The organism is Bradyrhizobium sp. Cp5.3, assembly GCF_000426265.1.
Classification (GTDB): domain Bacteria; phylum Pseudomonadota; class Alphaproteobacteria; order Rhizobiales; family Xanthobacteraceae; genus Bradyrhizobium; species Bradyrhizobium neotropicale.
Map to the genome: position 1 here is coordinate 465,157 of NZ_AUFA01000001.1, position 15,986 is coordinate 481,142.

The following is a 15,986-nucleotide window of genomic DNA, read 5'->3' on the forward strand; positions in this document are numbered from 1 at the left end:
CACGCTGTTCCGTTCGGCCGGCCAACCGGAGCACTCGTCATGTCGATGCAGAACGTCGCCTCGCCTGCGCTCGGCTTCGTGTCGCCCAAGCGCAACGAGCTGAAGCATATCCCGGGCGACGAGGGCTGGCCGATCATCGGCAAGACATTCGAGGTGCTGGCCGACCCGAAGGGCAATGTCGAGGCGTGCGCTGCGAAATACGGTCTCGTCTATCGCACCCACACCTTTGGCCAGACCAACGTCGTGCTGCTCGGACCCGAGGCCAACGAGTTCGTGCTGTTCGACCAGCAAAAGCTGTTCTCATCGACCCATGGCTGGAACCGCGTGCTCGAACTGTTGTTCCCGCGCGGCCTGATGCTGCTCGATTTCGAAGAGCACCGCCTGCACCGCAAGGCACTGTCGGTCGCCTTCAAGTCCGGGCCGATGAAGTCCTATCTCATCGACCTCGACAAGGGCATCGCAGCGCGGATCGCGCAGTGGAAGGCGAAGCCTGGCGTGATGCAGCTTTATCCGGCGATGAAGCAGCTCACGCTCGATCTCGCTGCGACCTCCTTCCTCGGCGCCGATATCGGACCGGAGGTCAACGAGATCAACCGCGCTTTTGCCGACATGGTGGCAGCCTCTGTCGCCCCGATCCGCCGTCCGCTGCCGGGCACGCAGATGGCGCGCGGCGTGGCCGGGCGGAAGCGCGTCGTCGCCTATTTTCGCGAACAGATTCCGCTCCGCCGCGCCAAAGACGGCGGCGAGGACCTGTTCTCGCAGCTTTGTCGCGCCACCCATGAGGACGGCGCGCTGCTCTCCGAACAGGACATCATCGACCACATGAGCTTCCTGATGATGGCCGCCCACGATACGCTGACCTCGTCGCTGACGTCCTTCATCGGCGCGCTCGCGGCGTACCCCGATTGGCAGCAGAGGCTGCGCAGCGAGGTTTTTGCGCTCGGGCTGGCAGCCGACGCGCCCACAGGCGTTGACGATCTGGAAAAAATGCCGCTGTCGGACATGGCGTTCAGGGAGACGCTACGGATCAGACCACCGGTGCCGTCGATGCCGCGCCGCGCCATGCGCGATTTCACCTTCAAGGGCTTTGCGATTCCTGCCGGCACCTCGGTCGGCGTCAATCCGCTCTTTACGCACTACATGGAGGACATCTGGCCGGAGCCGGACCGCTTCGATCCCCTGCGCTTCACCGAGGAGGCACAGCGCAATCGCCACCGCTTCGCCTGGGTGCCGTTCGGCGGCGGCGCGCATATGTGCCTCGGCCTGCACTTCGCCTACATGCAGGCGAAATGCTTCGCGCGGCATTTCCTGCAGAACATCGAGGTGTCGCTGGAGTCCGGCTACAAGCCTGACTGGCAGATGTGGCCGATCCCGAAGCCGAGGGACGGGCTGCGGGTGGTGGTGAAGGCGGTGTGAATTCGCCACACGGACAGTAGATCGTAGGGTGGGCAGAGCGAAGCGTGCCCACCACATCTCCTCCAGGTTCAAGCACCGTTGGTGGGCACGGCGCGCGAAGAACGCGCCTTTGCCCACTCTACGGATTCTGCGTCTGGGGCACGAGACCTACCCCGCCCCCTGATCGAATGCCTTGCGCAGCGCGACATAGCCCTGCTGCTGCTGGCTCCAGTTGCGGCCACCGGTCATGGCGCCGTCGATGACGAGATCATGGCCGTTGATGAAGCTCGACTCGTCGCTCGCCAGGAACACCGCGGCGTGCGCGATGTCGTCAGGAAGGCCCGCGCGCGGGATCGGCTGCGCGCTCTTATAAACCTCGCGCATCACCGCCAGCGTCTTCTCGGCGGCTTCGGTGGTTAGCCCCAGCGCCTTGCCGAAGATGCCGGTCGCGATTGCCCCCGGCGAGATCGAATTGACCCGCACGTTGGACTCGCCGAGTTCCATTGCCGTGCATTTGGTGAGGTGGATCACCGCGGCCTTGGCCGCACCATAGACCATCGAGGAGGAGAAACCGGCGAGGCGGCCAGCGATGCTGCCATTGTTGATGATGCTGCCAGACCCCTGCTTCTTCATGTAGGGCGCGGCGTGCTTCATACCGAGCATGACGCTCCGCACCAGTGTCGCCATCGCCGCATCGAAGCGCTCGACCTCGAGGCCTTCGATACCGCCGGTTTGTGCCGGCCCGCCGGCGTTGTTGAAGAGGCAATCGATCCGGCCGAACTTTTCCACCGCAAGCGCGATCAGCGCGCGCATCTGCTCTTCCACCGTCACATCCGTCTGGCGGAAGATACAGGCGGCGCCGAGTTGTCGCGCCAAAACTTCGCCCTCCGGTATACGGCGACCTGCGATCACAATTTTGGCACCTTCCGCAACGAAGACTTCCGCCGTACGCAGTCCGATTCCGCTCGTCGCACCGGTGATCACCGCAACCTTGCCGTCCAGCCTGCCCATTGAATGTTCCCCTTTTTGAGTGATTTGAGGCCAATTGGCGGGCACCGGTCGATGCCGCGGCCGCAATGGCAACTATCCCGCCCCGCTCCCGGCAAGGCAAGCTATGCTTGTGCGCGCGTTATGCGTAACATTCTCACCTGCCGCTCGAATTTCGAACCCACGACGCGATTGGGCCGCGCATGGTGAAGCTGGTCGACGAATTCCGGAAAGGCTGGCAGGGCGTGGCGCCGCCGTCGCTCGGCCTGAGCCTCGTCTTCGCGGCGGCCTGCATCGCGCTTGCAACGCTGGCGCGCTGGGGCCTCGCCCATGTCCGCCCTGACGTCTACTTCACTCCGTACTTCCCGGCCGTGTTCTTTGCCACCGCGTTCGGAGGTTTCCGGATCGGCATTTTGACGGCGATCGTCGGCGGCGTGCTCGGCGTGGTCCTGAACTTCGGCGACACCGTTGCCGACCACGCGCGATTTGCACTGATGGCGCTCTATTGGGCCGTCTGTGCGCTCACCATCTGGGGCGTCGAGCACTACCGCACGATGCTGGTGGAGCAGCGCCGGATCGCCAAACGCCTGATCGAGGAAGAGGACTATCGCAAGCTCCTGGTCGACGAGCTCCAGCACCGGCTGAAGAACAAGCTCTCGACGGTGCATGCCGTGCTGCACCAGGTGCTGCACGAGCAGCCGCAGGTCTGGTCCAGGATCGATCCGCGGTTGCGGTCGCTGGCCGCAACCGACGATCTGATCTCACGGATCGACAATACCGGCTGCGACATCCGTGACCTCCTGATCTCGGAGCTCGGTCCCTACGGCCATGTCCGCTTCACGCTCAACGGCGATCGGCTGTTCCTGCCGGCGAAGCTCGCGGTCACGCTGTCACTGATGTTTCACGAGCTCGCCACCAATGCGGGCAAATACGGCGCCTTCTCCTCGCCGCGCGGACTGCTGCAGGTGTCATGGACCGTCAACGACGATCGTCTCACCATCACCTGGGATGAAACCGAGGGCCCGACGGTCGACAAGGTGTCGGCACCCGGCTTCGGCACCAAATTGCTGAAGTCGGCACTGTCCGCCTTCGACGGCAAGACCGAGATCTCCTATCTGAGGACCGGGCTGCATTGCATCATGCAGTGTCGCATCCCACAAAAGGGGTAGCCTCGCTGCAAACGAAAGCAGATCGCGCGCTTCGCTCGCGGTTTCGCAAGCGCTGTTGACGCTCTGTTAATGACGATCGGCGCCGCGCGTCGCAACGTCGCAAGTTTCCGCCAAAACACCCTCGTATTTCTGCGGACCCCTTAACCAAACCTAAGAGGGAGCTGCGCATGATCGCGCGCATTGCAAAGGCGCGCCTGAACAAGAAGATTCATGAATTCTATGAACGACAACAAATACTCCGGCGCGGGTGAAGCCGAACTCGGATTTCTCAAGGAAATCATTAGAATGCTGCCCGCCGGCCTGACCGTTCAGGACGCGCGCGGCGACCTTCTCCTGGTTAACGATGCCGCCGCCGCCCAGCTCGGCATGGACGGCAGCCGCCCCGCACACGATCTCGCGCAGCGCCGGGATGCCTGCCAGCAGGCACTGAAAGCCGGCCAGGCCATCGTCACCGAGGAAGCGCTGCAGGACGGCGCCGCGCGCCAGGTGCTGCTCACCACGCACCGGCTGGTCCGCCTTTCCGGCCGCGACCTCCTGATCTCGGCCTCCGCGGACATCACCGAGCAGAAGAACTTCGAGGACCAGCTGTTCCGCTCGGCCTATTTCGACGAGCTGACCGGGCTGCCGTCACGGCGTGTGATCGAGCATCGCGCAAACAGCATTCTCGCACGCGAGAAGTCCGGCGAACGCTTCGCGCTCGCCTTCCTCGATGTCGACAATTTCAAGCACATCAACGACTATTACGGCCACGCCGTCGGCGACGCGCTGCTGGTCGAGCTATCGAAGCGGCTCGGCCGGGACTTGCGCGAAACCGACATGCTGTCGCGCATCTCCGGCGACGAATTCCTGCTCTTGCTCTCGCCGATCGAGAGCGAGCAGGAGGTCGCCGAGTTCATGCAGTCGACGCTGAAGCGGCTGACCGCACCCTTCTTCATCGATCATTCCGAGATCTTCGCCTCCACCTCCGTCGGCGTCAGCCTGTACCCGGATCACGGCCGCAGCTTCGAGATGCTGCGACAGAATGCCGATATCGCGATGTACCGGATCAAGAACAACGGCAAGGGCACGGCGGCCTTCTTCGATTCCAGCATGGAGCGCGAGGCGCTCGCGCGCATGAAGATCGAGCAGTCGCTGCGGCTCGCGATCCTGGAGAAGCGCTTCTGCTGTACCTTCCAGTCCAAGGTCGACATCAGGACGCAGGCGGTGAAGGGCATCGAGGCGCTGGTGCGCCTACGCGACGACGAGGGCGTGATCCAGGCACCCGGCTCGTTCATCAACCTCGCCAGCGAGCTGGGGCTGATCGACGAGCTGACCCATCTCGTGCTCGCCGAGATCGTGAAGTCGATCGACCTGATCAACGACACGTTCGGCGCCGAAGCCACCATCAGCATCAATGTTGCCGCCAAGCAGGCCGGCAATCCCGAATTCATGCGCACCTTCGCGCAGGCGCTGGAGGAGACTGGCTTTCCCCAGCGCTTCATGATCGAGGTGACGGAAGACGCGTTCGTGGCCAAGAATCATTTCCAGGCCGAGATCCTGCCGATGTTCCGCAAGCTCGGCGTCGGCATCTCCATCGACGATTTCGGCACCGGCTATTCCTCGCTGTCTGCGCTCGCCGACATCACCGCCGACGAGATCAAGATCGACCGCTCCTTCATCACCGACATCCATAAGCGTCCGCGCAGCCAGGGCATCTTGCGCGCGATCGAATCCTTAAGCGAAGCGCTCGGAATGACCGTCATCGCCGAGGGGCTCGAGTCCTACGAGGAGCTGGCCTATCTGCAGGCCGCAACCAAGATCCGCTACGCGCAGGGCTATTACTTCGCCCGGCCGATCTTCCTGGAGGAGCTGAAGCTGGCAACGCCGGCCTCCAGCGAGGCGCGCGTCAGCGTCGCAAGCCGCCCGATGCAGCAAAACCGCCAGGGCTATTCGCGCGCGAGCGGGTACCGGCGGTAGGGGGCGCGACGCGATCATGCGATGAGCTGATCATTCCGTCATCCTGAGGTGCGAGACCCACGATGCGAATGCATCGCGGGTCGAGCCTCGAAGGATGAACGGCCGGGATGCAGCCGGGCCGTCGCCCTTCGAGGGTCGCTGGCGAAGCGGCCACCTCAGGGTGACGGGGATAGATCGAGAGCGGCTCATCCACCAAATCCCGCTTTGAAATTGCTACCCTTTTGGTAATAAGCAGGTGGACTTCGTCCGAGGTACGCCATGTCCGTCCCCGCCTCCGTCAGCGATCCCGTCTATCTCCGTGCGCGCGCGATGGAGACGCTGTTCGAACGGCTGGAAAAGCTCTGCGAGGGCGCAATTGCGATCGATCGCAACGGCCGGGTCGTCTACGTCAACGAGAAGTATCTCACCTCCCTCGGCCTCAAGCGCACCACCGAGGCGATCGGCCGTCCCATCGAAGAGATCATCCCGAACAGCCTGATGCGGAAGGTGGCCGAGACCGGCGAGCCGATCCTGCTCGACATCATGGAGCTCGGCGGCGAGCAGCTCGTCGTCACGCGCATGCCGATCGAGGACGAGAGAGGGACGGTGATCGGCGCGATCGGCTTCGTGCTCTATGATCACCTCGAAAGCCTCAAACCGCTGCTCGCCCGCGTCAGCCAGCTCGAGAGCGATCTGCGGCTGGCCCGCCGGCAATTGTCGAACGCCCGCGCGGCGCGCTTCACTTTCGCCGACTTCGTCGGCAAGACGCCGGGCATCGCCCGGGCCAAGGAGCTCGCAGGCCGCGCCGCGCGGCAGAGCGTCACGGTGCTTCTCACCGGCGAAACCGGAACCGGCAAGGAGATGCTGGCGCAGGCTATACACAATGCCTCGTCCCGCGCCGACAAGCCGTTCGTCAGCGTCAACGTCGCCGCGATCCCGGACACGCTGATCGAGTCGGAATTCTTCGGCACCGCGCCCGGCGCCTATACCGGCGCCGACCGCAAAGGCCGCGAAGGAAAATTCCGCATCGCCGATGGCGGCACGCTATTCCTCGACGAGATCGGCGAAATGCCGCTGCAATTGCAGGCAAAGCTCCTGCGCGTGCTGCAGGAGCGCGAGATCGAGCCGCTCGGCTCCGACAAGGTATCGAAGGTCGACGTCCGCGTGGTTGCCGCGACCAATGTCGATCTGCACAAGCGCGTCAGCGAGGGCGCGTTCCGGGCCGACCTCTACTACCGTCTGAACGTGCTCTCGATCGACCTGCCTCCCTTGCGCGACTGCCTCGATGACCTGCCCGAGATCTGTGCGCGGCTGCTCGAGGACATCAGCGCCTCCGGCGACTACGTCAACGCCAAGATCACGCCGAGCGCACTCGCCGCGCTCGCCCGTTACGACTGGCCGGGCAACGTCCGCGAGCTCCGCAACATCCTGGAGCGCGCGCTGATCCTCAGCGATTCCGCACGGCTGACCGGCGACGATTTCGTCCGCATTCTCCCCGTCGGCATCGAGACCAGGCACGCCGCGCCGGCGCGGCCGGCCGGCATCGTGGTGCCCTATGCCGAAGCCGAGGCCGAGTTCGAGAAGCACACACTCGAACAGGCGCTCGCCGCCAGCAATGGCCAGATCTCGGAAGCCGCCAAGATGCTGCGTATCTCGCGCGCGACCTTCTACAAGAAGCTCGCCAAGTTCGGCCTGGCGTCGGGACCCTCCTCCGTCTGAATTTCGAGACACGGGACTGTCCGGAGTCTCGGATTCCTGACACGGCGCCTCGCGCGGCTTTCCCCGCCCCGGTGCGGGAAATGCCGGATTTTCAGCCATTTTGCGCAAACCGACCGCAACTGGCGCGGAGCTTGCTCTTCGCTTTGCACAATGACGCATGCTGCAAATGCGCATTCGCAACCAGGGAGGACGCAAGATGAGTGGAGCGATCACCGTCAATCAGCTTGAGGCGAAACAGCCCTCGCATGTCACGGTCGCCACCGCGAGCCTGATCGGCACGGCGATCGAATGGTACGACTTCTTCCTCTACGGCACCGCCGCGGCGCTGATCTTCAACAAGCTGTTCTTTCCCACCTTCGACGCCATGGTCGGCACGCTCCTGGCGTTCGCGACCTACGCCCTCGGCTTCATTGCCCGCCCGCTCGGCGGCGTCGTGTTCGGCCACTACGGCGACAAGATCGGCCGCAAGACCATGCTCTATCTGACGCTCCTGATCATGGGCGCGGCGACTGCGGCGATCGGCTTCCTTCCGACCTATGAGACCGCCGGCATCTGGGCCGCGGTCCTGCTCGTCACCTGCCGGCTGGTCCAGGGTTTTGGGCTCGGGGGCGAATGGGGCGGCGCGGTGCTGATGGCGGTCGAGCACGCGCCCGAGGACAAGAAGGGCTTTTACGGAAGCTGGCCGCAGCTCGGCGCCCCGCTCGGCCTCGTGCTCGGCACGCTGGTGTTCTCGGTGGTGTCCTCGATGCTCACCGACGCCCAGCTCTATGCCTGGGGCTGGCGCATTCCGTTCCTGTTCTCGATCGCGCTGGTGCTGGTCGGCCTGTGGATCCGCTTCACCATCGCGGAATCGCCGGAGTTCCAGAAGGTCAAGGACTCCAAGCAGGAAGTGAAGATGCCGATCGTCGACGCGATCCGCATGTATCCCAAGAACATCCTGCTGGCGATGGGTGCGCGCTTCGCCGAGAACGGCTTCTTCTACATCTACGCCACCTTCGTGCTCGCCTATGCAACGCAATCGCTCGGCATGAACAAGCAGGACATGCTGAACGGCGTCCTGATCGCAGCGGCGATCGAAACCTTCACCATTCCGGCCTTCGGCGCGCTGTCCGACAAGGTCGGACGGCGACCGATCTACATTTTCGGAGCCGTATTCTCGGCGCTAATGTCGTTCCCGCTGTTCATGCTGCTGTCGACCAAGAACCCGCACCTCGCCTGGATCGCGATCGTGCTGGGCCTCGCGGTCGGTCACGCCGCGATGTACGGGCCGCAGGCGAGCTTCCTGTCGGAGCTGTTCGGAACCAAGGTCCGCTATAGCGGCGTCTCGCTCGGCTATAACCTCGCCTCGATCTTCGCCGGCGCGCTGTCGCCGCTGATCGCGACCGGCCTGATGACGGCTTACGCCCCTGCGACCTGGCCGATCTCGCTCTACATGATCGGGCTGGCCATCATCACCGTCGTGTCGGTGTATTTTGCCACCGAAACACGCAAGATCGCTCAGCCCTGAATGGGCTCAGTGCGACGCCCGCGACGCCGGAGCGGCTGGTCGCCAGCCGCTCCACGCGATACCAATAAGGCCAAACGAGAAGAACGGGCATGCGGTCCGCAACAGACATGGGAGGGAATGCCATGAGCCAGCATCCTGCCTTGCCCTATTTGCGCAACGCCGAGAAGGGCAAAGTCGTCACCGCGGCGGAAGCCGTCATACTGATCCGTGACGGCGACACGGTCGCCACCGGCGGCTTCGTCGGCATCGGCTTTGCCGAGGAGATCGCGCTGGCGCTGGAGGAGCTCTATCTCTCCAACGAAGGCGATGCGCCCTACACGCAAGGCAAGCCGCGCAATCTGACGCTGGTCTATGCCGCCGGCCAGGGCGACGGCAAGCATCGCGGCCTCAACCATTTCGCCCATGAAGGCCTGGTCCGCCGCGTCATCGGCGGGCACTGGGGCCTTGCGCCAAAACTGCAGCAGCTCGCGATCGCCAATCAGATCGAGGCCTACAACCTGCCGCAGGGCGTGATCACGCACCTGTTCCGCGACATCGCCGCGCACCGGCCGGGACACATCACCCGCGTCGGCATGGGCACATTCGTCGACCCCCGCAACGGCGGCGGCAAGCTGAATGCACGCACCACCGAGGAGATGGTCGAACTGATCACGATCGGCGGCGAAGAATGCCTGCTCTACAAGACCTTCCCGATCAATGTCGGGATCATCCGCGCCACCACCGGCGATCCCGACGGCAACCTCACCATGGAAAAGGAGGCGCTGACGCTCGAGGCGCTCGCCATTGCGATGGCGGCGCACAATTCCGGCGGCATCGTTATCGCCCAGGTCGAACGCGTCGCCGAGAGCGGCAGCCTCAATCCGCGCCAGGTCAAGATTCCCGGCATCCTCGTCGATTGCGTCGTCGTGGCAAAGCCCGAACATCATTGGCAGACATTCGGCACGCAATACAATCCGGCGTTCAGCAGCGAGATCCGGGTCCGCGCCGCCTCGCTGCCGGTGATGCCCATGAGCGAGCGCAAGATCATCGCCCGCCGCGCCGCCTTCGAGCTGAAGGCCAACAGCGTCGTCAATCTCGGCATCGGCATGCCCGAGGGGATCGCCTCCGTCGCCAACGAAGAGCGGATCATCGACCTCATCACGCTGACGGCGGAACCCGGCGTGATCGGGGGCATCCCCGCCAGCGGCATCGATTTCGGCGCCGCGATCAACACGCAGGCCGTGATCGACCAGCCCTACCAGTTCGACTTCTATGACGGCGGCGGGTTAGATGCCGCCTTTCTCGGGCTCGCCCAGGTCGACCGCGCCGGCAATCTCAATGTCAGCAAGTTCGGGCCGAAGCTCGCCGGCGCCGGCGGCTTCATCAACATCAGCCAGAACGCCAAGGAGGTGGTCTTCGTCGGCACCTTCGGTGCGGGCAGGCAGCGCATCGCAGTCAATGACGGCAGGCTGTCGATCCTCGAAGAGGCCACGTCGCGCAAATTCGTCGACAAGGTCGAGCACGTCACCTTCAGCGGCGCCGTTGCCGCCGCGCGCGGACAGCGGGTTCTCTACGTCACCGATCGCTGCGTGTTCGAGCTTCGCCCTGACGGGATCGAGCTCACGGAAGTCGCGCCTGGCATCGATATCGAGCGCGACATTCTGCGCCTGATGGACTTCAAGCCGCTGGTTCCGCGCGATCCCATGCTGATGGACGCCCGCATCTTCCGCGACGCTCCCATGGATTTGCGCGAGCGATTGCTCACCATCCCGCTCGACCAGCGCTTCACGCTCGACGAGCAGCAGAACCTGTTCTTCGTCAATCTGGAGCGCTTTCCCCTGCGCAGCAAGGCCGAGATCGACGCGATCGCGGCGATCGTCGAGGCCAGGCTCGCCCCGCTCGGCCGCCGGGTCTATGCCATCGTCAATTATGACAACTTCTCGATCCTGCCCGAGCTGCTCGACGATTATTCCGCCATGGTGCGCAGCCTCACCGATCGCTTCTATGCGGGCGTCTCGCGCTACACCACCTCCGGCTTCCTGCGAATCAAGCTTGGCGAAGCGCTGGAGAAGCGTGGCGTTGCGCCGCACATCTTCGAGAGCGCCGAAGAGGCGCAATCGGATTGGCGCCAGACCGAGGACGTCGCATCCGACGGCGATGCGCAGCGCGCGGCGCGGCGGGCGGAAAAATGATGCGCATCTTGCAGGCACGGCCTCGGCCGGAAGGTTCAATTGCAATGTTCGTCAGGCTGTGCAAATCGCTGTTGCCCAACAAATTTTATCGGGAGGGACTGTCTTGCGTTTGTCATTCATCATAACAACAACCATTCTCGGCCTTGCCGCGGCGACGTCCGCGCGCGCAGATGATCTCAAGGTCGCGCTGATCTACGGCAAGACCGGTCCGCTCGAGGCCTATGCCAAGCAGACCGAGACCGGCCTGCAGATGGGTTTTGAATACGCCACCAAGGGCACCATGACGCTCGACGGTCGCAAGATCGTCATCATCACCAAGGACGACCAGGGCAAGCCGGACCTCTCGAAGGCGGCGCTGGCCGAGGCCTATCAGGACGACAAGGCCGACATCGCGATCGGCACGACCTCGTCGGCCGCGGCGCTCGCCATTCTCCCCGTCGCCGAGGAAAACAAGAAGATCCTGATCGTCGAGCCGGCGGTTGCGGACCAGATTACCGGCGAGAAGTGGAATCGCTACATCTTCCGCACGGCGCGCAACTCCTCGCAGGACGCGATCTCCAACGCGGTTGCGATCGGCAAGCAGGGCGTCACCGTTGCGACGCTGGCGCAGGACTACGCTTTCGGCCGCGACGGCGTCGCCGCCTTCAAGGAAGCGCTCGCCAAGACCGGCGCGACGCTGGCGGCGGAAGAATATGCCCCGACCAACACTACCGACTTCACCGCAGTCGGCCAGCGCCTGTTCGATGCGCTGAAGGACAAGCCCGGCCGCAAGGTGATCTGGGTGATCTGGGCCGGCGCCGGCAATCCACTCGCCAAGCTCCAGGACATGGACCCGAAGCGCTACGGCATCGAGCTCTCGACCGGCGGCAACATCCTGCCGGCGCTCGCCGCCTACAAGGGCCTGCCGGGCATGGAAGGCGCGACCTATTACTACTATGACATTCCGAAGAACCCGGTGAACGACTGGCTGGTCGCCGAGCACCAGAAGCGCTTCAACGCGCCGCCGGACTTCTTCACCGCAGGCGGATTCGCCGCCGCGATGTCCGTCGTCGCCGCCGTCACCAAGGCGAAGTCGACCGACACCGAGAAGCTGATCACGGCGATGGAAGGCCTGGAATTCGACACGCCGAAGGGCAAGATGGTGTTCCGCAAAGAAGACCATCAGGCGCTGCAGAGCATGTATCACTTCAAGGTCAAGGTCGATCCGAACGTCGCCTGGGCGATCCTCGAGCCGGTCCGCGAGCTGAAGATCGAGGACATGGACGTTCCGGTCCGCAACAAGCGCTGAGTTCTCTTGCTTCACCTCCCCCGCTTGCGGGGGAGGCCGGGAGAGGGCTCTGCCCTCTTGGGCAGTCTTGATCGTGGAAAACACCCTCTCCCCACCCCTCCCCCGCAAGCGGGGGAGGGAGCGCAGCGTGATCCTGGATACGTCCCAACCCTATCGTTCGCCGGACTCACAATGGCTCTGACTCTCGAAACCCGCGACCTGACGATTCGCTTCGGCGGCCATGTCGCGGTCAACAATGTGAGCTGCATTTTTCGCCCGGGCGAGCTCACCGCCATCGTCGGGCCGAACGGCGCCGGCAAGACCACCTATTTCAACCTGATCTCGGGCCAGCTTCGCGCCTCGAGCGGCAGCATCCTGTTCGACGGCACCGACATCACCGAGCATTCCGCGCCCTTGCGCACCCGCGCAGGCCTGGGGCGCGCCTTCCAGCTCACCAATCTCTTCCCGAACCTGACGGTGGAAGAGAACGTCCGCCTCGCCGTGCAGGCGGCGAACGGCACCCATTACGACATGCTGCGGCCCTGGATGGTGCGGCGTGACCTGATCGCGCGCGCCGATGGCATCCTCGACCAAGTCGCGCTCGGCAATCGGCGCGGTGTACCGGCGACCGCGCTGTCGCATGGCGACCAGCGCAAGCTCGAGGTCGCCCTGATGATCGCGCTGGAGCCGAAGGTCTTCATGTTCGACGAGCCGACCGCCGGCATGAGCATCGACGAGGTGCCTGTCGTCCTCAACCTGATCGCGCAGCTCAAGCAGGACAAGAGCAAGATCATCCTGCTGGTGGAGCACAAGATGGACGTGGTGCGCTCGCTCGCCGACCGCATCATCGTGCTGCACAACGGCCAGCTCGTCGCCGACGGCCCGCCGGCCGAGGTGATCGCCTCGCCGATCGTGCAGGAAGCCTATCTCGGCATTGCTCCGAAGAGCGCCGCATGACCGACCTTCTGACACTGTCCGGCGTGCACACCCATATCGGCCGCTACCACATCCTCCAGGGCATCGATCTCGTGGTCCCGCAGGGGCAGACCACGATGCTGCTCGGCCGCAACGGCGCCGGCAAGACCACGACGCTGCGCACCATCATGGGGCTGTGGCAGGCCTCGAGCGGCGAGATCAACCTTGCCGGCGAGCGCATCGAGAGTCGCGCCACGCCCGATATCGCGCGGCGCGGCGTCGGCTACGTGCCGGAGAGCATGGCGGTGTTTTCCGATCTCACGGTGAAAGAGAATCTGGTGCTGGCGGCGCGCGACGGGCCGCTCGACGACACCCAGCTCGACTGGATTTTTGGCTTCTTCCCGGCGCTGCGCCGGTTCTGGCTGTCGCGCGCCGGGAGCCTCTCCGGCGGGCAGAAGCAGATGCTGTCGATCGCGCGCGCCATCATCGAGCCGCGCAAGCTGCTGCTGATTGACGAGCCGACCAAGGGGCTGGCGCCCGCCATCGTGATGGCGCTGATCGAATGCCTGAAGGACATCAAGCGCAAGGGCGCCACCATCCTGCTGGTCGAACAGAATTTCTTCGCCGCCCGCGAGCTCGGCGACAGCGTGCTGGTCATGGACAACGGCACCATCGTCCATCGCGGCGGGATGGCGGCGCTGGCCGCCGACGTGCCGCTGCAGGAGCGGCTGCTCGGCCTGAGCCTGGAGGCGCATCAGTGACTGAACTCGCCGCAACCGATCCGCTGCCGAAGCCGAAGCGCGACATCGCGCCGATCCTCCTGCCGATTGCACTGGCGCTGGCGGTGATCCCGTTCATCGGCTCGACCAGCTCCTGGCTGACGCTGACGGCCGCGAGCCTCGCCATGGGCATGATGATCTTCATCATGGCGTCGGGCCTGACGCTGGTGTTCGGCCTGATGGACGTGCTCAATTTCGGCCACGGTGCCTTCATCGCGGTCGGCGCCTATATCGCGACGCTGGTACTGGCGCCCTTCGCGGCCTCGATGCAGGCGGACTCGCTCTGGCTGAACCTCGCCGTGCTGGCGCCGGCGGCGCTGCTCTCGATGGCCGTCTCGGGCGCGCTCGGCCTCGTCGTCGAGCGGGTGCTGATCCTGCCCGTCTACGGCCAGCACCTGAAGCAGATCCTGATGACGACCGGCGGCCTGATCGTCGCCGAGCAGACGCTCTACGCGCTGTGGGGGCCGCAGATCATCCCGCTGCCGCTACCCGCCTCGCTGCGCGGCTCGTTCGTGATCGGTGACGTCGCGATCGCGAAATATCGCGTGCTGGCAACGCTGATCGGCCTCGCCGTCTTCATCGCGATCCAGCTCGTGCTGAACCGTACCAAGCTCGGGCTCCTGATCCGCGCCGGGGTCGAGAACCGCGAGATGGTCGAGGCGCTCGGCTATCGCATCCGCCGCCTGTTCCTCGGCGTGTTCATGACGGGATCGGCACTCGCCGGCCTCGGCGGCGTGATGTGGGCGCTCTATCGCGAGCAGGTCCATGCCTCCATGAGCGACGACCTCACCGTGCTGATCTTCATCGTCGTCATCATCGGCGGGCTGGGATCGATCGGCGGCTGCTTCATCGGCGCCATCCTGGTGGCGATGGTCGCCAATTACGGCGGCTTCCTGGTGCCGAAGCTCGCCCTCGTCTCCAACATCCTGCTGATGGTCGCCATCCTGATGTGGCGGCCGCGCGGCCTCTATGCGGTGACCAGCCGATGATGATTTTATCCGGCGACCCGCCGCGGAGCCGCGTCCTCACCCTCATTCTCGTCGTCATCATCCTGGCGCTGGCGGCGACGCCCTTCCTGTTTCCCGGCGCCAAGGCGCTGAACGTCGCGGCCAAGATCTGCGTCTTCGCCGCGCTGGTCGCCTCCTACGATCTGCTGCTCGGCTATACCGGCACGGTGTCGTTCGCCCATACCATGTTCTACGGCATCGGCAGCTACGCGATCGCGATCGCGCTGTACGCGATGGGCCCCAATTGGGCCGCGGTCGCAACCGGCATCGTCGTCGGCCTGCCGCTCGCAGCCCTGCTCGCGCTCGCTATCGGCCTGTTCTCGCTGCGGGTGGCGGCGATCTTCTTTGCCATGATCACGCTCGCGGTCGCCTCCGCGTTCCAGGTGCTGGCCTCACAGCTCTCCTGGCTGACCGGCGGCGAGGACGGCCGCAGCTTCCAATTGCCCGAGCTGCTGCGGCCCGGCACGGTGCTGATCTCCAAGAGTCTCTTTGGCTTCGAGATCAACGGCCGTACCCTGACCTACTACCTCGTTTTCGCCGTCTCGGCGCTGATGATCCTTGGTCTGTTGCGCGTGGTGAACTCGCCGTTCGGGCGCGTGCTCCAGGCGATCCGCGAGAACCGCTTCCGCGCCGAAGCACTCGGCTTCCGCACCGTCTTCCACCTGACCTACGCCAACTGCCTCGCCGCTCTGGTCGCCGCCAGTGCCGGCATCTTGAATGCGCTCTGGCTGCGCTACGCCGGCCCCGACACCTCGCTCAGCTTCTCGATCATGCTGGACATTCTCTTGATGGTGGTGATCGGCGGCATGGGCACGATCTATGGCGCGATCATCGGCGCCACGATCTTCATCCTTGCCCAAAACTATCTCCAGTCGCTGATGGGTGTCGCAGCCAAGGCGGCGAGCGAAGCCGGCCTGCCTCTGCTGCCGGGACTCCTGCACCCAGACCGCTGGCTGCTGTGGCTGGGGCTGCTGTTCATTGCGAGCGTCTACTTCTTCCCGACCGGCGTGGTCGGACGGCTGCGCGGTGGCGGCGGCGACAAGAAAGCAGCCGCCCCGCATTAAGCCGCGATTAATGATGCAGCGCAACGTTTGCAGCAAGTGTCGCGCAACCTGCGGATGAGACCAAAAAATTC

The 15,986-nt window shown here is 64.5% G+C and carries 12 protein-coding genes; 11 read left to right on the top strand and 1 reads right to left on the bottom strand.

Going from position 1 to position 15,986, the window contains the following annotated elements; genetic code table 11:
• Positions 1-39 precede the first annotated feature (39 nt).
• Positions 40-1,416, top strand: a complete 1,377-nt coding sequence (locus K289_RS0102135) for a cytochrome P450 (protein WP_027549951.1) — start codon at positions 40-42, stop codon at positions 1,414-1,416.
• Positions 1,417-1,563: 147 nt separating this feature from the next.
• Here the strand turns inward: K289_RS0102135 and K289_RS0102140 are convergent, their stop codons facing one another.
• On the bottom strand, positions 1,564-2,406 hold the full coding sequence (locus K289_RS0102140) for an SDR family NAD(P)-dependent oxidoreductase (RefSeq protein ID WP_027549952.1): 843 nt from the start codon (positions 2,404-2,406) through the stop codon (positions 1,564-1,566).
• 179 nt (positions 2,407-2,585) lie between these two features.
• On the opposite strand from K289_RS0102140, the gene K289_RS0102145 reads away from it, so the two are divergent.
• The 10 genes from K289_RS0102145 to K289_RS0102190 all read left to right on the top strand — a co-directional run bounded on the left by K289_RS0102145 (position 2,586) and on the right by K289_RS0102190 (position 15,915).
• Positions 2,586-3,551, top strand: a complete 966-nt coding sequence (locus K289_RS0102145) for a sensor histidine kinase (protein WP_027549953.1) — start codon at positions 2,586-2,588, stop codon at positions 3,549-3,551.
• Positions 3,552-3,770: 219 nt separating this feature from the next.
• A complete protein-coding gene (locus K289_RS0102150; RefSeq protein ID WP_027549954.1) occupies positions 3,771-5,507 on the top strand; it encodes a bifunctional diguanylate cyclase/phosphodiesterase in 1,737 nt (578 codons plus the stop codon).
• 258 nt (positions 5,508-5,765) lie between these two features.
• A complete protein-coding gene (locus tag K289_RS0102155) occupies positions 5,766-7,205 on the top strand; it encodes a sigma-54-dependent Fis family transcriptional regulator (RefSeq protein ID WP_027549955.1) in 1,440 nt (479 codons plus the stop codon).
• A gap of 196 nt (positions 7,206-7,401) precedes the next feature.
• A complete protein-coding gene (locus K289_RS0102160) occupies positions 7,402-8,712 on the top strand; it encodes an MFS transporter (protein WP_245283832.1) in 1,311 nt (436 codons plus the stop codon).
• Between the two features lie 122 nt (positions 8,713-8,834).
• Positions 8,835-10,883 (top strand): acyl CoA:acetate/3-ketoacid CoA transferase, encoded by a 2,049-nt coding sequence (locus K289_RS43800; protein ID WP_035683594.1) that lies wholly within the window; start codon positions 8,835-8,837, stop codon positions 10,881-10,883.
• Positions 10,884-10,986: 103 nt separating this feature from the next.
• Entirely contained in the window at positions 10,987-12,171 is a 1,185-nt protein-coding gene (locus K289_RS0102170) for a substrate-binding domain-containing protein (protein WP_027549957.1), read from the top strand.
• Positions 12,172-12,342: 171 nt separating this feature from the next.
• Positions 12,343-13,107 carry an ABC transporter ATP-binding protein gene (locus K289_RS0102175; protein ID WP_027549958.1) on the top strand — a complete coding sequence of 255 codons (765 nt, stop codon included), beginning with the start codon at positions 12,343-12,345 and terminating at the stop codon, positions 13,105-13,107.
• Positions 13,104-13,826 carry an ABC transporter ATP-binding protein gene (locus K289_RS0102180; protein ID WP_027549959.1) on the top strand — a complete coding sequence of 241 codons (723 nt, stop codon included), beginning with the start codon at positions 13,104-13,106 and terminating at the stop codon, positions 13,824-13,826. Before K289_RS0102175 ends, K289_RS0102180 begins: the two co-directional genes overlap by 4 nt.
• The gene (locus K289_RS0102185; RefSeq protein ID WP_027549960.1) at positions 13,823-14,833 is read left to right on the top strand and encodes a branched-chain amino acid ABC transporter permease; all 1,011 of its coding nucleotides are present in this window, start codon (positions 13,823-13,825) and stop codon (positions 14,831-14,833) included. The genes K289_RS0102180 and K289_RS0102185 overlap by 4 nt, the downstream gene beginning before the upstream one ends.
• A complete protein-coding gene (locus tag K289_RS0102190; protein ID WP_198024651.1) occupies positions 14,830-15,915 on the top strand; it encodes a branched-chain amino acid ABC transporter permease in 1,086 nt (361 codons plus the stop codon). Before K289_RS0102185 ends, K289_RS0102190 begins: the two co-directional genes overlap by 4 nt.
• Positions 15,916-15,986: the final 71 nt, after the last annotated feature.